The organism is Streptomyces sp. NPDC093071, assembly GCF_044754545.1.
Classification (GTDB): Bacteria; Actinomycetota; Actinomycetes; order Streptomycetales; family Streptomycetaceae; genus Streptomyces.
On sequence record NZ_JBIVPH010000002.1, the window covers coordinates 877875 to 892676 of the forward strand.

General features: G+C 72.8%; 13 protein-coding genes. 6 read left to right on the forward strand and 7 right to left on the reverse strand.

Going from position 1 to position 14802, the window contains the following annotated elements; translation table 11 throughout:
• The first annotated feature begins 46 nt into the window (after positions 1-46).
• The 3 genes from ACIQD7_RS09515 to ACIQD7_RS09525 all read left to right on the forward strand — a co-directional run bounded on the left by ACIQD7_RS09515 (position 47) and on the right by ACIQD7_RS09525 (position 3055).
• On the forward strand, positions 47-814 hold the full coding sequence (locus tag ACIQD7_RS09515) for a GntR family transcriptional regulator (protein WP_402441012.1): 768 nt from the start codon (positions 47-49) through the stop codon (positions 812-814).
• 34 nt (positions 815-848) lie between these two features.
• Positions 849-1613, forward strand: coding sequence for a GntR family transcriptional regulator (locus tag ACIQD7_RS09520; RefSeq protein ID WP_402441014.1), 765 nt, complete (start codon positions 849-851; stop codon positions 1611-1613).
• Between the two features lie 410 nt (positions 1614-2023).
• Positions 2024-3055 (forward strand): hypothetical protein, encoded by a 1032-nt coding sequence (locus ACIQD7_RS09525; protein WP_402441016.1) that lies wholly within the window; start codon positions 2024-2026, stop codon positions 3053-3055.
• A 42-nt stretch (positions 3056-3097) separates the two neighbouring features.
• Here the strand turns inward: ACIQD7_RS09525 and ACIQD7_RS09530 are convergent, their stop codons facing one another.
• The 5 genes from ACIQD7_RS09530 to ACIQD7_RS09550 are packed head-to-tail and all read right to left on the reverse strand — an operon-like array spanning position 3098 to position 7375.
• On the reverse strand, positions 3098-4543 hold the full coding sequence (locus ACIQD7_RS09530) for a cytochrome P450 (RefSeq protein WP_161374265.1): 1446 nt from the start codon (positions 4541-4543) through the stop codon (positions 3098-3100).
• Complete coding sequence (locus tag ACIQD7_RS09535) at positions 4540-5163, reverse strand: ATP/GTP-binding protein (protein WP_121831212.1); 624 nt, start codon at positions 5161-5163, stop codon at positions 4540-4542. The genes ACIQD7_RS09530 and ACIQD7_RS09535 overlap by 4 nt, the downstream gene beginning before the upstream one ends.
• Positions 5144-5500 carry a DUF742 domain-containing protein gene (locus tag ACIQD7_RS09540; protein WP_121831211.1) on the reverse strand — a complete coding sequence of 119 codons (357 nt, stop codon included), beginning with the start codon at positions 5498-5500 and terminating at the stop codon, positions 5144-5146. Before ACIQD7_RS09540 ends, ACIQD7_RS09535 begins: the two co-directional genes overlap by 20 nt.
• Positions 5497-5904, reverse strand: coding sequence for a roadblock/LC7 domain-containing protein (locus ACIQD7_RS09545; protein WP_229991540.1), 408 nt, complete (start codon positions 5902-5904; stop codon positions 5497-5499). Before ACIQD7_RS09545 ends, ACIQD7_RS09540 begins: the two co-directional genes overlap by 4 nt.
• 1 nt (position 5905) lies before the next feature.
• The gene (locus ACIQD7_RS09550; protein ID WP_402441020.1) at positions 5906-7375 is read right to left on the reverse strand and encodes an ATP-binding protein; all 1470 of its coding nucleotides are present in this window, start codon (positions 7373-7375) and stop codon (positions 5906-5908) included.
• Positions 7376-8038: 663 nt separating this feature from the next.
• Here ACIQD7_RS09550 and ACIQD7_RS09555 point away from each other — a divergent pair.
• Positions 8039-9205, forward strand: a complete 1167-nt coding sequence (locus ACIQD7_RS09555) for a glycoside hydrolase family 64 protein (RefSeq protein ID WP_202528586.1) — start codon at positions 8039-8041, stop codon at positions 9203-9205.
• Positions 9206-9290: 85 nt separating this feature from the next.
• Here the strand turns inward: ACIQD7_RS09555 and ACIQD7_RS09560 are convergent, their stop codons facing one another.
• Positions 9291-11015, reverse strand: a complete 1725-nt coding sequence (locus ACIQD7_RS09560; protein WP_121831208.1) for an acyl-CoA dehydrogenase family protein — start codon at positions 11013-11015, stop codon at positions 9291-9293.
• An 81-nt stretch (positions 11016-11096) separates the two neighbouring features.
• A complete protein-coding gene (locus ACIQD7_RS09565) occupies positions 11097-11681 on the reverse strand; it encodes a PadR family transcriptional regulator (protein ID WP_402441023.1) in 585 nt (194 codons plus the stop codon).
• A gap of 151 nt (positions 11682-11832) precedes the next feature.
• On the opposite strand from ACIQD7_RS09565, the gene ACIQD7_RS09570 reads away from it, so the two are divergent.
• Together ACIQD7_RS09570 and ACIQD7_RS09575 are read left to right on the forward strand one after the other, a co-directional pair.
• Positions 11833-13236, forward strand: coding sequence for an MFS transporter (locus tag ACIQD7_RS09570; RefSeq protein ID WP_402441025.1), 1404 nt, complete (start codon positions 11833-11835; stop codon positions 13234-13236).
• Positions 13226-14695 carry a pyridoxal phosphate-dependent decarboxylase family protein gene (locus ACIQD7_RS09575; protein WP_402441027.1) on the forward strand — a complete coding sequence of 490 codons (1470 nt, stop codon included), beginning with the start codon at positions 13226-13228 and terminating at the stop codon, positions 14693-14695. Before ACIQD7_RS09570 ends, ACIQD7_RS09575 begins: the two co-directional genes overlap by 11 nt.
• The last annotated feature ends 107 nt before the right edge of the window (positions 14696-14802 follow it).

Below are 14802 nucleotides of genomic sequence, written 5' to 3' on the forward strand. Positions count from 1 at the left end.
GGGTCGGTCGAGCGGTCGGGGAGAACGGCGTGTCAGGGAGAGCGGCATGAAGGACGGCTCCTCCAGCGGAGTGCTGAAGCGGGAGCGGGTGCGGGAGCACCTGCTCGGCCTGATCGAGGCGGGCGGGCCGGGCGACCCCATCCCGTCGGAGCGCACCCTCTGCGCCGCCCTCGGCGTCTCGCGCCCCACCCTGCGCGCGGCCGTCGACGAACTCGTCGCCACGGGCGCGCTGGTACGGGAGCACGGGCGCGGCATGTTCGTCGCCCCGGCCAAGATCGTGCAGCAACTCGCCCCGGACGAAGCGGCGTTCGCCGTTCCCCGGGCGTCGGGCACCTGGTCAAGCACCGTCCTGGAGTCCGCCACGATCCGGGCCGGTGCCCGCATCGGCCGCCGGCTCCGCCTCTCCCCCGCCGCCGAGCTGCTCTACGTCGCCCGGCTCCGGCTCGTCGACGGCGCGCCCATGGCCATCGAGCACCTGCACATCCCGGCGGACCTCGTCGGCGCCGCGCTCACCCCGGAGGAGCTGGAGGCGGGCGACCTCTACGACCATCTGCGGGAGCACCACCGGGTCCAGGTCAAGGAGGCGACCCAGTCGATCGAGCCGACGGTCGTCAGCGAGGACGAGGCCGCGCTCCTGGACGTCCCCGTCCTCTCCCCCGCGCTCCTGATCGAGCGCCTCACCCTCGACACGGCCGGGCGGCCCGTCGAGTACGTCCACTCGGTCTACCGGGGCGACCGCTACCGCATCGTCTCCCGCCTGGACTTCACCCGCGACGGCGTCGTGACCTCCTCCACCGAGGGGGATGCATACTGACCCGCGACGGACGGCACGGCGGGGAGGGGCGGGCATGGAGCTCAAGCGGGAACGGGTACGGGAGCACCTGCTGACCGTGATCGACGGCCGCCGTCCCGGCGACGCCATCCCCTCCGAGCGCACCCTCTGCGCCGCCCTGGGCGTCTCGCGCCCCACGCTCCGCGCGGCCGTCGACGAGCTGGTGGCGACGGGCCTGCTGGTGCGGGAGCACGGGCGCGGGATGTTCGTCGCGCCCGACAAGGTCACCCAGGAGCTGGTCGCCGAGGACCGGTCGGCGGGCGCGCCCCGGAGCCGGGGCGACTGGACGAGCACGGTCCTCGACCTGCGCACGGTACGGGCCGGGGCCCGGATCGGTCGGAAGCTGGCGGTCTCCCCGGCGGCGGAGCTGGTGCACGTGACCCGCCTCCGGCACGTCGACGGCGCCCCGATCGCCCTGGAGCACCTGCACGTCCCCGCCGACCTGGTCCCCGACCTCACCGCCGCCGACATGGAGGGCGGCTTCTACGCCCATCTGCGCGAGCGGCGCGGCATCCGCACGGCCCACGCGGTCCAGTCCATCGAGCCGACCGTCCTGAGCGAGGAGGAGGCCGCCCTCCTCGGCGTCCCGGTCCTCTCCCCCGCCCTGCTCTTCGACCGGACCACCTCGGACACCACCGGCCGCCCCGTGGAGTACGTCCGCTCCCTCTACCGGGGCGACCGCTACCGCATCGTCTCCCGCCTCGCCCTGGACACCCGCCTGCCCGACCACCCGGCACCGGGGACGGAGCGGACGGGGGCGTGGTGGGGGACGGTGGAGTGACCGGCGGGGCCGGCGCGCGGCGAGTGCGCTCGGGAAGGTGGCCCGTTTCGTACGAGGAAGGCAACGGCACCGGACCGCCCGGACGGTCGGGGTCCAGCGACGCGGTCCGGACCCGGCTCCGGCGCCCGCCCGGGGGCACTTCGCTCCGGGGGGTGCGGGAAAGTCCCGGTCACCTCGGGGAACGCCCCGTGCGGAGGGAGGGCGGGGCCCGCTTCGCTCCCGGTTTATGGAATGTGCACGGGAAGGATCGTTCCGTTCCGGAGGCGAACCTGTTCTGATTGGTGGTCAGCAACTGTTGGGTGATTGCCGGCCGTTCACGACGGGCAGGTTTGGAGGGTTGTGGGGCGGGCACCGCCCGGCCTCGCGGCCGGGGGCGGTTGTCGTCACGTAAGAGAAGGAGGTCGGTCCTCATGACCGTGCGCACCGTCGAGCCTCCGCAGCTGTGGATGCCCCACCCGCTGCGGGTGAACCCGTACCTGTCGAACCTGCACGAGGAGAGCGAGACCTGGGCGCGCGAGATGGGGATGCTGGAGGGGTACGGGGAGCTGCCCGGCCAGCGGCCCATATGGTCCCGGGCCAAGTTCCACGCGATGACCGTCGACCAGCTGACCGCCTGGACCCTCCCCGACGCCTCGCTGCCCGCCCTCCGGCTGAACCACCGTTTCAACATATGGGCGCTGGCCTGGGACGACCACTTCGCCTCCGCGTTCAAGCAGACCGGTGACCTGCCCGGCGCGCGGCTCTTCACCGCCCGGCTGCACGCCTTCCTGCGGCCCGAGCCCGACGCCCGGCTGCCGGAGCCGGAGAACGCCGTCGAGCGGGGCATCGCCGATCTCCAACAGCACCTCTTCCCGCCGGGTTTGGCGCACTGGCGGCACGACTTCAACCGGGCCCTGGCGAGGTACGTGGACGCGGGGGTCGAGGAGCTGGCCAACAGCCGCACCGGCCGCGTCCCCCACCTGATCGACTACGCCCCGTTCCGGCGGGAGAGCTTCGCCGCCCACACCGCCCCCTACTCCGTCGAGCTGGCGACCGGCGCGCGCGTGCCCGAGCAGATCCGGCACAGCCGGACCGTCCGCGCCCTCCTCGACGCCTTCATGGACTTCATGGGGCTCGCGAACGACATCGCGTCCTACGAGCGGGAGGTCCACGAGGAGAACGACGTCAACAATCTGGTCGTGGTCGTCGGGACGTCCCTCGGGATCGCCCTGCACGACGCCGTGCCCGCCGCCCTGAACCTGGTGAACGCCCGGCTGCGGGACTTCGAGCACCTCCGGCGGAACGAGGTGCCGCTCCTCGTGCGGCGGGCCGGGCTCGACCGGGAGGAGCGGGCCGAGCTGGAGGCGTGGCTCCGGGGGGCCTGCGGGTTCCTCTCCGGGATCCACGCCTGGTACACCGGCGCGCCCCGCTACACCGCGTCGGACGTGCCGTTCCCGGAGTGACGGCGGCGGGTCCGGGCCGCCGCCGTCACCGGGCGGGGCGGCCTAGCCCCTGCGCAGCAGGCGCTTCACGCGCGTCCACCACGAGGCGCGTCCGCCGGCCCGGCGCGTCTCCCCGGGCGCGCTCGCCGGCACCGGCGGGACCGGCGGGACCCCGTCGCTCTGGACGGGCGGGGCCGGGAGCGGCGCCGGGCCGTCGTCGACCCGGGGGGCGCGCGGGGAGAAGCTCACGGGCAGCGCCGTCAGGTGCCGGGCCCAGGTGCTGGAGCGCCAGGTGAGGCTCTCCTCCGGGACCGACAGGGCGATGTCGGGCAGCCGGGTGAGCAGCATGTCGATGCCGGCGTCGGCGATGATGCGGCCGATGTCCTGGCCGGGGCACTCGTGCGTGCCGGCGCTGAAGGACAGGTGCGCCCGGTTGTGGTGCACGGGGGCCGAGGGGTCCGGGCGGATGGCCTGGTCGACGTTGCCCGCGGCCAGGCCGAGGAGGAGCATGTCCCCCGCCTTGATCTCCCGTCCGCCGAGGGTGGTGTCGCTGTTGGCCCAGCGGCCCGGGCAGACCATCAGCGGCGGCTCGTCCCAGAGGACCTGCTCCACCGCCTCGGGCAGGGTCATCTGGCCGCCGGCCAGCGAGCCGCGGAACCGGGGGTCGGTGAGGACCATCCGCAGGACGTTGGACATCAGGTTGGCCGTCGTCTCGTACCCGGCGAGCAGGATGAGCCGCAGGTGGTGCTTGACCTCCTCGTCCGTGAGCCCGGCGGGGTGGGCCATCAGCGCGGAGGCGATGTCGTGCCCCGGGTGGGCGCGCTTGGCGGTGACGAGCCGTTCGAGGCTCTCCAGGACGAAGGCGTTGCTGGCGAGCGACGTCTCGGTGGCCTTGAAGAGGTCCCGGGCGGCGTGCACGAGTTCGGGCGCGTCCTCGTCCGACATGCCGAGGAGGTGGATGAGGGTGAGCATGGGCAGGTGCTCGGTGAACTGCCCGACCAGCTCCGCCTCGCCCTTCTCGCAGAACCCGTCGATCACCTGGTGGGCGAAGCGGGTGATGTGGCGGCGGACCCCCCGGTGGTCGAACTGGCTGAGGCCGGCCGTGACCGCGCCGCGCAGCCGCTGGTGCTCCTCGCCGTCCGCGCAGACGCAGTCGGGGCGCCAGCCGATCATCGGCATGAGCGGCGAGGTGGCGGGGTCGATCTCCCCGCTGCGCCAGCCGTGCCAGACGCGGGGGTCGCGGGAGAACTGGGTCGGGCGGCTGGCCACGTCGCGGTTCTCCAGGTACCCCAGGACGAGCCAGGCGCGCACGTCGCCGTCGAGCAGGACGGGCGCCACCGGACCGTGGGCGGCCCGCAGTTCCTCGTACAGGCCCATGGGGTCCGTCGCCGCCGCCTCGCCGTAGAGCCGGGTGGCCCCGTCGGTTCCGGTGGCGGCGTGGGCCGGGCAGCCGGGGGGCGGGACCCGGCCCGCCTGCGCGGTGGCGTGTTCGGCGGGTGGGAAGGTCATGCGGTCTCCTGGGCGGCGACGAGGGTGTGCAGGTAGTCCATCAGCGAGAGCAGGGCGTCGCGGCAGGACGCCCGGTCCCGCGCGTCGCAGGCGACGAGGGGCACGGAATCGCCGAGGGCCAGGGCGGTGCGCAGTTCCTCCACGGGGTACTGCGGGGCCTCCGGGAAGGTGTTGACGGCCACGACGAAGGGGACTCGGCGGTCTTCGAGGCGGGTGATGACCTCGAAGCAGACCTCGATCCTGCGGGTGTCGACGAGGACCACGGCGCCGAGCGCCCCTTCGAAGATGCCGTTCCACAGGAACCAGAAGCGCTCCTGTCCGGGGGTGCCGAACAGGTAGAGGACCAGCTCCCGGTTGATGCTGATCCGTCCGAAGTCCAGGGCGACGGTCGTGGTGTTCTTGCCCTCGGCGCCGGGATTGTGGTCGATCCCGACGCCCGCCTGCGTCATGGTCTCCTCGGTGGTCAGGGGCGGGATCTCGCTCACCGCCCCGACCATGGTCGTCTTGCCGACGCCGAAGCCGCCGACGATCACGACCTTGACGCCCCTGGCGCTGTGCGGCAGCAGCATGTCGGTGCCGCGCGGGCCGGGAACGAGCGTGTCAGAGCTTGCGTAGTCCATGGATCACCGCCTCCAATAGGCCGCGTTCGGGATAGTTCGCCACCGGCACGGGCGCGATGGCCTCGACCCGCTCGTTCTCGACGAGCTTGGAGAGCAGCACGGTGACGACGCTGAACGGAAGGCTGAGGTACGCCGAGACCTCGGCCACCGAGAGCGGGTACGCGCACATGGTGAGGATGGACGCCTGCTCGGGCTGCATCGAGGGGTCGGGCGTGTCCCTCGCCACGATGAGGGTGACCAGGTTGAAGCCCTTGGCCGAGGAATCGGAGCCGCCGGTGATGACGTAGAGCGGAACGGGATTGCCTTCATTCCAGGGGCCCGGGGTCTCCGATGTCACATCGCCTGCCTGACGTCCTGCCGGGGCGGGCTGGTCATGTGCTGGCCGATCCGTGCCACCAGCGTCCTCATGCGGTCGCCGAGCAGTCCGGCGTCCACCTCCTGGTCGGCGAGGACCGCGAGGTAGGCGCCGGGGCCGGCCGCCATCAGGGAGAAGTAGCCTCCGTCGGCCTCGATGCCGACCATCCGCGTCGAACCGTCGCCGTGCGGGAACATCTGGGCGATGGCCCGGGCCAGGCTCTGGATGCCGGAACAGGCGGCGGCGATGGCGTCGGCGGTGTCGGGCGCCGTGTTCGCCTGCCCGATGCTCAGCCCGTCCGCCGAGAGGATGACCACGTGGCGCACGAACGGAACGCTGCTGACGAGCTCCGTGAGCATCCAGTCCATGTTGGGCAGTGGCTGCATGTTACTCGACCTCATCTGAAGGCTCGCTGGGGAAGGGGGAAGGTTCGGCGGCCGCTCTCTTCTCGCCGTTGAACGCCTCCCACATCAGGCCCGGCTGGGGAGACGGTCGGGAGGAGGCCGGCGTGGCGGGGGTCGTGGGGCCCGTCACCACGACCGGGATCGGGACGGGCGACTCGCGCCGCCGCTGCGGAAGGCCGTTGGGGGACTTCCTGACCTCGCCGTTCTCCGCGGCGAGGGCGGGCGACGGCAGGGGCGCGGGCATCGGCGCCGGCGTCGGTACGGGCGGGGGCGTCGGCGCGGACGCCGGTGCGGTGCGGACCGGGCCGCCCAGCGTCCGGCCCGTTCCGGCCGCGCGCCTCTTGGCGAAGTCGTTGGGGCGGACGGCGGGCTGGGGCATGGTCGTGATCAGTCGCCGGGGGACGAGCACCACGGCCCGTACGCCTCCGTAGGCGGAGGTGCGCAGGTGGACCTCGCAGCCGTGCTCGCGGGCGAGGCGGCTGACGACGGGCAGGCCGAGCTGGGTGACCTCGCCCAGGCTGGCGAGCTGGATGGTGCGCTGCGACTGCGCCATGACGCGCTCGACGCGCTGCCGGACCTCCTCGGTGAGGCCGACGCCCCGGTCCTCGATCTCGATCGCGACGCCGGAGGGCACCTCGTTCGCGGTGACCTCCACGGGGGCGTGCGGGGGCGAGAACGACGTGGCGTTGTCGAGCAGTTCGGCGAGGAGGTGCATCAGCGGCTCGGAGCCGGGGCCGGTCACGGCCACCTCCGCCACGGCCCGGAGCTTGACCCGGGGGTAGTCCACGATGCGCGACATGGCTCCGCGCAGGATGTCGTAGAGCGGGATCGACTTGGACCACTGGCGGCCGGGGCGGGCGTCGCCCAGGACCGCGATGCTGGCCGCGAGGCGGCCGATCAGGGCGTTGCGGTGGTCGACGTCCTGGAGGCCGCGGGAGACCACGATGTCGTTGCCGTGGAGGATCTGCATGGCGTGCAGGTCCTTGGCGAGCTGGTGCACGATCGCCTGGACGCGGCGGGCGACCGCGACGAGCGCGCGCTGGGAGGCGTCCCGGGTGTGCTCCTCGGCCTCCACCGCCTCCAGGAGGGTCCGCAGGGCGCCCTTGAGCGCGTCGGCGAACTCCTCGTCGAGGTGCTTCCCGAAGTCGACGGCGCGCAGGATGTCCGAGGCGGGGTCGCCCCGCTTCAGCCGGGCGACGGCCGCGGGCAGCAGCTCTTCGGCGAGCCAGACGGTGGTGGCCCGCTGGTCGGCGAGCCGTCCGAGCAGGGCGGCCTCGCGCTGCTCGTAGTACTTCGCCGCCCCTTCGCTCGCCCGTTTGTGGCGGGCCGCCTCCGCCGTGCGCAGCCGGCGCGCGGTCCCTGCCGAGGTGAGGCCCGCCAGGACGACCGCGGCGAGACCGCACCAGGCGACCGGTGTCCGTATCCGTGCAGGGCAAAGGAGGAGCGCCAACATCGAGGCTCCCGCCAGAACTCCCGGGGGGAGGAGCCATTCCCGGACGACCGGAGTCGGCCGGGCTCTGGAAATCGAACCTGCACGAACCATCAGGAGGGTCCCTAAGAAGTCTGGAATGAGCGGACCGTGGGGGTGCGGTGCGCCGAAAGGAACGGAGCCGGACTTCATTCGGGCATGTGTACGCGTGCTCCGATGAAATCCCGACGGGCGGAAACCCGGGGGATCGCTCCGGGAATCGCGCCGGCGGGCGCTTTCCCCCACGACCTTGCTCCGTCCGCGCGCCCACGGCGTTCATGACTCGCTGTAAGCGCTGCGCAACACACCGGTGAGCATAGTCAGTTCGGGTTCGCCGTGTGACCGAGCCGAAAGGACAACCTCCACCGGTCATTCCGGTCGCATAAAGCGACCGGCGGCCGTACCTGAAATGCAATAAACCGATCAAATTCTGTCGCCCCCTCATCGGGGCGTCCGGGCGGAGCACCCCGCCGACCGCCGTCGGATCCGCCGCGACCATTGACAGGTTCACCCCACCCTCCCATCCTTGAGAGCGCTCTCAAGAGCGCGATCCCCCCATGGATTCCCCCCACACGGAGTCCCCCCACCTCCCAGGAGCCCCACGTGTCCGCACGTCACAGGCGCACGCGCGTCCGACTCGTCCCCCTTCTGGTGGCCGCCGCGCTGATCGGCACCGGCGTCACCGTCGCCGTCTCCTCCGACCCCGTCGAGGCCGCCGTCCCGGCCACCATCCCGCTCACCTTCACGAACAACTCCGGTCGCGGAGAGCAGGTGTACGTCTACAACCTCGGCACCGAGCTCTCGACGGGCCGACAGGGCTGGGCGGACGCGAACGGAACCTTCCACCCCTGGCCGGCCGGGGGCTCCGTCCCCGTCCCCGCGCCCGACGCCTCCATCGCCGGCCCGGCCAACGGGCGGTCGATGACGATCCGGCTGCCGAAGTTCTCCGGCCGCATCTACTTCAGCTACGGCCAGAAGCTGAACTTCAAGCTGGCCACGGGCGGGCTCGTGCAGCCCGCGGTCCAGAACCCGAGCGACCCCAACCGGAACATCCTCTTCAACTGGTCCGAGTACACCCTCAACGACGCCGGCATCTGGCTCAACAGCACCCAGGTCGACATGGTCTCGGCGCCCTACGCGGTCGGCGTGAAACGGCCGAACGGCTCCGTCGCGAACGCGGGCCGCCTCAAGCCCGGCGGCTACCGGGGCTTCTTCGACGCGCTGCGCGCCCAGCCCGGCGGCTGGGGCGGCCTGATCCAGACCCGCTCCGACGGCACGGTGCTGCGCGCGCTCGCGCCGGGCCACGGCATCGAGGCCGGCGGCCTGTCGGCGGGGGTCCTGAACGACTACGTCAACCGCGTCTGGAGCAAGTACTCCACGTCGACCCTGACCGTGACGCCCTTCGCGAACCAGCCCTCCGTGAAGTACTACGGGCGGGTCTCGGGCAACGTCATGAACTTCACCAACGGGGCGGGCCAGGTCGTCACCTCGTTCCAGAAGCCCGACTCGGACAGCGTCTTCGGCTGCTACAAGCACCTGGACGCCCCGAACGACCAGGTACGCGGCCCCATCTCCCGCACGCTCTGCGCCGGTTACAACCGGTCCACCCTGCTCACCAACCCCAACCAGCCGGACGCCTCGTCGGCGAACTTCTACAAGGACGCGGTGACCAACCATTACTCGCGGGCGATCCACGAGCGGATGGTGGACGGCAAGGCGTACGGCTTCGCCTTCGACGACGTCGGCGCGCACGAGTCGCTGGTGCACGACGGCAACCCGCAGCAGGCGTACGTGACGCTCGACCCGTTCGACTAGACCGGGCCCGGAAGGAACGGCGGAAGCCCGCACGGCCACCCGGGGAGGGCGGCCGTGCGGGCTTCCGCGCGACGGGCGGGGCGGGTCAGGGCGTCATCTCGTACGCGCCGGACAGCGCCTCGACGCGCTGCCAGACGCGGCCCGAGCGCGCCTCGTCGACGACGGGGCGCCGGACCGCGCCGAGCGCCCAGAGCTGCTGCTGCTCGGTCGCGGAGTCCTTGCCGTGCAGTTCGACGGCGTGCGCGGAGAAGTCGCGGACGAGCACGGCGAACAGCTCGTCGAGGACGTCCTCGTCGAGTCCGGTGAGGGCGGCCTGCTCCAGGACCAGCTGCCCGTGGACGACCAGCGCGAAGAGCTGGCCGACGGCGAGCAGCAGGTCGAGGTCGCGGCTCTGCTCCTCGTCGGGGGCGGCCTTGAGGACGAACTCGCAGAGCGCGTCGGCCTGTTCGCGGAAGCGGGCGACGTTGGGCACGTGGGCGTACGCGTCGTAGGCGGCGCGCCAGTCGTGGAAGCGGACCGAGCCGAGGCCGCGGGCCGGGCCCTGGCGGAAGAGGAACGTGTCGTCGGCCGCGTCCAGGCGGGTCGGGACGGGCTCGTACGCGACCGGGTCGAGGAGGTGGTTGCGCAGGAACTTGAGGATCAGCGCCAGGTTGACGTGGACGGTGCCCTCCAGCTTCGGCAGGCCCCGGATCTCCACGGCCGCCTCGGCGAAGTAGTTGTCCTTCTCGAAGCCCTTGGCGGCGATGACGTCCCACATCAGGTCGATGACCTTCTCGCCCTCCGTGGTCACCTTCATCTTCGTCATCGGGTTGAAGAGGAGGTAGCGGCGGTCCTCGGGACCGGCGGTGCGGAAGTAGTCGACGGCCCGGTCGCTGAACAGCTTCATGCCGACCAGCCGGACGTACGCGTCGGTCAGCTCGCGCCGCACGTGCGGGAAGGCGGTGACGGGGCGGCCGTACAGGATGCGGTTCTGCGCGTGGGTGACGGCCTCGTACATCGCGTGCTCGCAGATGCCGATGGAGGCGGTGCACAGGTTGAACTTGCCGACGTTGACCGTGTTGAGGGCGGCGTCGAAGGCGGCGCGGCCGGTGTGCAGGACGTCCTCGGCGGCGACCGGGTAGTCCTCCAGGCGGAACTCGCTGACGTACTTGGAGGAGTCGACGACGTTCTTCACCAGGTGGTACGCGTCGTGGCGGCTGTCGGCGGCGAAGAAGACGTAGCCGTCGGGGCCCTCGACGTCGGTGCGGCGGCCGAAGACGGAGACGAGTCCGGCCGCGTTGCCGTTGCCGATGTAGTACTTGGAGCCGGTGGCCCGGAAGCCGCCCTCGCCGTCGGGGGTGAGCAGCATGTCCGTGGAGTAGATGTCGGCGCCGTGGGTCTTCTCCGAGAGGCCGAAGGCGAACACCTCACCCCGGGAGAGGAGTTCGGCGGCGCGGGCGCGGGCGGCGGCGTTGTCGCTCTGCCAGACCGGGCCGAGGCCGAGGATGGTGACCTGCCAGGCGTACCAGTAGTCGAGGCCGTAGAAGCCGAGGATCTCGTTGAGGGCGGCGATGCGGGCGGTGTCCCAGCGCTTGTCGCCCTCGTCCTCTCCGGCGGCGGAGGACGGGGTGAGGAAGGTGGCGAAGAGGCCCTCCTCGGCGGCGAAGGCGAGGAAGTCGCCGAGCCAGGCGCGGGTCCGGTAGTCCTCGATGAGCCGGCGCTTGCCGCGCGCCTCGAACCAGTCGACGGTGGCGCGCAGGAGCCGGCGGGTCTCCGGGTCGAAGTGCTCCGGGTCGTAGGTGTGCGGGTTGAACAGCAGCGGGTCGGCCATGAGGTCCGCCTTTCCGGCTCGGGATGAGGGTGGTGGTGAGGGTGCGGGGGGGGAGGACGGAAGGGTCCCGGGGTCCCGGGGTCAGCGTCCGGGACCGAAGCGGGCGAGCGTGGCGAGGACGTCGTCGAGCCAGGCGATCATCATGCGTTCGTACGCGATGCCGCCCCGCAGCACGGCGTGCTGGAGCTCCCGCTCGGCGTCGAGCGGGCCGTCCGCCGCCGGATCCGTCCGGTCGTCCGCCGCGTCCGGCTCCCCGAAGTCGCGCGTCTCGCCCGCCAGGTAGTGGGCGAGGCGGTCCGTGTGCGCCGTCCGGTGCCGCTCGACCTCGCCGATCAGGGCGGCCGGGTCGTCGAAGGCGGCGCCCCGGATCTTCACCGCGAGGTCGTGCCGCACGCTCTCGGGCTCGATCGGTTCGTGCAGCCACGCGGAGAGCGCGTCCCGGCCGGGACCGGCGACGGAGTACTCCTTCTTGTCCGGGCGCCCCTGCTGCGGCACGTCCCGGACGTCGATCCAGCCGTCGCTCTCCATGCGCTTGAGCACGCGGTAGATCTGCTGGTGGGTGGCGGTCCAGAAGTAGCCGATGGACCGCTCGAAGCGCCGGGCCAGCTCGTAGCCGGATCCGGGCTTCTCCAGCAGGGACACGAGGATCGCGTGGTCGAGCGCCATGGCCCCGATCTTGCTATGCAACGAGTTGCATAGCAAGGCCGTCCGGGGCCGGTGAGACGCGGCTCACCCCGGGACCCGCGGCCCCGGAGTTCATCTCCGCGTCACACCCGGCTCTTGCCGCCCGCTCGAACGGTCGTTCATGATCTGCGCCATGCCAGCAGACGCCAGCGCCGCTTCCGGGCCGGTCCCTCCCCTGCCGCGCCGGGTACGCGTCGGGTACGGGCTCGGCTCCCTGTGCACCGGCACCTTCGCCACCGTGCCCGGACTGATCCTCCTGTACTACCTGACCGACGTCCTGGCCGTGCCCGCCGCCGTCGCCGGCTTCGCGGTCTTCCTGCCCAAGGCGTGGGACGTCGTCGTCAATCCGTTCGTCGGCGCCCTCTCCGACCGCAGCCGGCTGCACGGCGGACCGCGCCGGCCGTTCCTGCTCCTCGGGGCGTGCACGCTGCCGCCGCTCTTCGCGCTGATCTTCGCCGCCCCGCCGCTGCGCGGGACGGCCGCCGCCGGATACGTGGCCGTCCTCTTCCTCCTCGCCGCCACCGCGTACGCCGTCTTCCAGGTGCCGTACGTGACGATGCCCGCCGAGATGACGGAGGACCCCGCCGAGCGCGGCCGGGTCCTCGGCTGGCGGGTCGGGTTCCTGGGCGTCGCGATCCTGCTGTCCGGCGCGCTGGCCCCCGCGATCGCCCACGCCGACGGGGACGGTCCCGGGGGCTACCGGCTGATGGGGGTCGCCGTCGCCGTGCTGCTGGCCGCGGGCATGTTCGGGGCGTGGTTCACCACCCGGTGGGCGCCGGTGGTGACCCGGAGCGAGGCCGAGCCGTCGCTGCGGGCGCAGCTGGCCGCCGCCCGCTCGAACCGCCCGTTCCTCTTCCTGGCGGGCATGTGGACGCTCCAGGCCCTCGCCGTCGGCGTGATGCTCGCCGGGGTCCAGTACTTCGCCACGTACACCCTGGGCTCGCCCGCCGCCGTCACCCCGCTCTTCGCCGGTCTGATCGGTCCGCTCGTCCTCGTCATGCCGCTGTGGACCCGGCTCTCGCGCCGCTTCGGCGCGAAGGCGGCGCAGTGGTGCGCGTCGCTGCTCTTCACCGCCGGCGCGCTGCTGCTCGCCCTCGCCCCGGTGGCCGGGCCGGGCGTCGGGTACGGCGCGGTCGCGGTCGTCGGCGTCGCCTACGCGGGGCTCCAGCTGCTTCCGCTGACCATGCTCGCGGACACCCTGGCCGCCGACGCGGTGCGCACCGGCCGGCAGCGGGCGGCGACCTTCACCGGGCTGTGGACCGCCGCCGAGACACTGGCCTTCGCCCTGGGCGCCGGGGTGTTCGCGCTCGTCCTGGCCGTGACCGGGTTCCGGTCCTCCGACGCGGAGCACCGGGTGGCCCAGCCCGAGGCGGCGCTCACCGGCATCTCCCTCGGCATGAGCCTGCTGCCCGCCGTCCTGGCCGCCGCGAGCCTCTGGTTCCTGCGCCGCTACCGCGAGGACCCCTCCGGAGCCGTACCCGCCGTACCCGAACAGGCTGCCCCGCAGCAGGAAGCGAAGGCCCTCCGTGCCGACTGACCCCGTCGTCCCCGCCCGTTCCGCCGCCGAGGTCCTCGACGAACTGCGCGGCCTGCGGGAGGCCGACGCGCCCACCCGGGGCGGCCGGACCTTCGCCTACGTGTACGACGCCGGGATCGAGGGCCTCGACGAGCTGGCCGCCGCCGCGTACACGGCCTTCGCCACCGTCAACGGCCTCGACCCGACCGTCTTCCCGAGCGTGGCCCGCCTGGAGAACGACGTGGTGGGGGCCGTCGCCGCGCTGCTCGGCGCGCCCGGCGCCCGGGGCACCTTCACCAGCGGCGGTACGGAGAGCATCCTGCTCGCGGTCAAGGCCGCCCGCGACCACGCGCGCGCGGAGCGGGGGGTGACGGCGCCCCGGCTCGTGCTGCCGTCCACCGCGCACGCCGCGTTCCACAAGGCCGCGCACTACCTGGGCCTGGAGGCGGTCGTCGTCCCCGTCGACCCGGTCACCTTCCGGGCCGACGCCGGCGCGATCGGCGCGGCGATCACGGACCGCACCGCCCTGGTGGTCGCCTCGGCCCCCTCGTACGCGCACGGCGTGATCGATCCGGTGGCGGAGATCGCGGCGGCGGCGGCCGGGCGGGGCGTGCTCTGCCACGTCGACGCCTGCATCGGCGGCTGGCTCCTCCCCCATCTGCGGCGCGCCGGGCGGACGGTGGAGCCCTTCGACCTGTCGGTGCCCGGGGTGACCTCGCTCTCCGTCGACCTGCACAAGTACGGGTACGCCGACAAGGGCGCCTCCGTCGTGCTGTACCGGGACGCCGGGCTGCGGCGCCACCAGTACTTCGCGCACGCCGGCTGGCCCGGCTATCCGGTGGTCAACCCCACGGTCCAGGGCACCAAGTCCGGCGGTCTGCTCGCCCAGGCGTGGGCGGTCCTGCGGTACGTGGGCGAGGACGGCTACACGGTCCTGGCCGGGCGGGTCGGCGAGGCCTCGGACCGGCTCCTGGCCGGACTGCGGGCGGTGCCGGGAGTGCGGGTGCTCGGCGACCCGGCCGCCGGGCTCGTCTCCTTCACCGTCCTGGACGACGCGGGCGCGCCGGACCTGAGCCTGCTGCTGCACCTGGCCGACGAGATGCGGATCCTCGGCTGGTACCTCCAGCCCCAGCTCTCCTTCGACGGCCTGCCGCCCAATCTGCACCTCACGCTCACCCCGGCCACCGCCGGCCGGGTGGACGCGCTGGTCGAGGACCTGGTGAAGGCGCTCGGCTCCGCCCGCGCGCTGCCTCCCGTGACGGTCGATCCGGCGCTCGTCGGCTTCGCCGCGCGGCTCGATCCGGCGACGCTCGGGCCGGACGAGATCGCCGCCGTCCTGGCCTTCGCGGGACTCGACGGGGACGGGGCGCTGCCCGACCGGACGGCGCCGGTGCTCGCCCTGCTCGACGCGATGCCGGGTCCGTTGAAGGAGCGGCTCCTCGCGGAGTTCGTCGGGTCGGTCTTCCACAACGGGGGCTGAACCGGGCGCAGTTCGCCCACCTCCCCGTCGCCCCGTCGTTCCGGTGGAAACCCGTGGGCACGGGGAAGGACGGGCCGTACCGTTCCGTGGAGGGAGATCGCCTCCAG

Excerpts from the sequence above, each read along its gene's own strand:
- ACIQD7_RS09515 (WP_402441012.1), top strand. The coding sequence starts at position 47 with ATGAAGGACGGCTCCTCCAGCGGAGTGCTGAAGCGGGAGCGGGTGCGG.
- ACIQD7_RS09520 (WP_402441014.1), top strand. The coding sequence starts at position 849 with ATGGAGCTCAAGCGGGAACGGGTACGGGAGCACCTGCTGACCGTGATC.
- ACIQD7_RS09525 (WP_402441016.1), top strand. The coding sequence starts at position 2,024 with ATGACCGTGCGCACCGTCGAGCCTCCGCAGCTGTGGATGCCCCACCCG.
- ACIQD7_RS09530 (WP_161374265.1), bottom strand. The coding sequence starts at position 4,543 with ATGACCTTCCCACCCGCCGAACACGCCACCGCGCAGGCGGGCCGGGTC.
- ACIQD7_RS09535 (WP_121831212.1), bottom strand. The coding sequence starts at position 5,163 with ATGGACTACGCAAGCTCTGACACGCTCGTTCCCGGCCCGCGCGGCACC.
- ACIQD7_RS09545 (WP_229991540.1), bottom strand. The coding sequence starts at position 5,904 with ATGCAGCCACTGCCCAACATGGACTGGATGCTCACGGAGCTCGTCAGC.
- ACIQD7_RS09550 (WP_402441020.1), bottom strand. The coding sequence starts at position 7,375 with ATGTTGGCGCTCCTCCTTTGCCCTGCACGGATACGGACACCGGTCGCC.
- ACIQD7_RS09560 (WP_121831208.1), bottom strand. The coding sequence starts at position 11,015 with ATGGCCGACCCGCTGCTGTTCAACCCGCACACCTACGACCCGGAGCAC.
- ACIQD7_RS09565 (WP_402441023.1), bottom strand. The coding sequence starts at position 11,681 with ATGGCGCTCGACCACGCGATCCTCGTGTCCCTGCTGGAGAAGCCCGGA.
- ACIQD7_RS09570 (WP_402441025.1), top strand. The coding sequence starts at position 11,833 with ATGCCAGCAGACGCCAGCGCCGCTTCCGGGCCGGTCCCTCCCCTGCCG.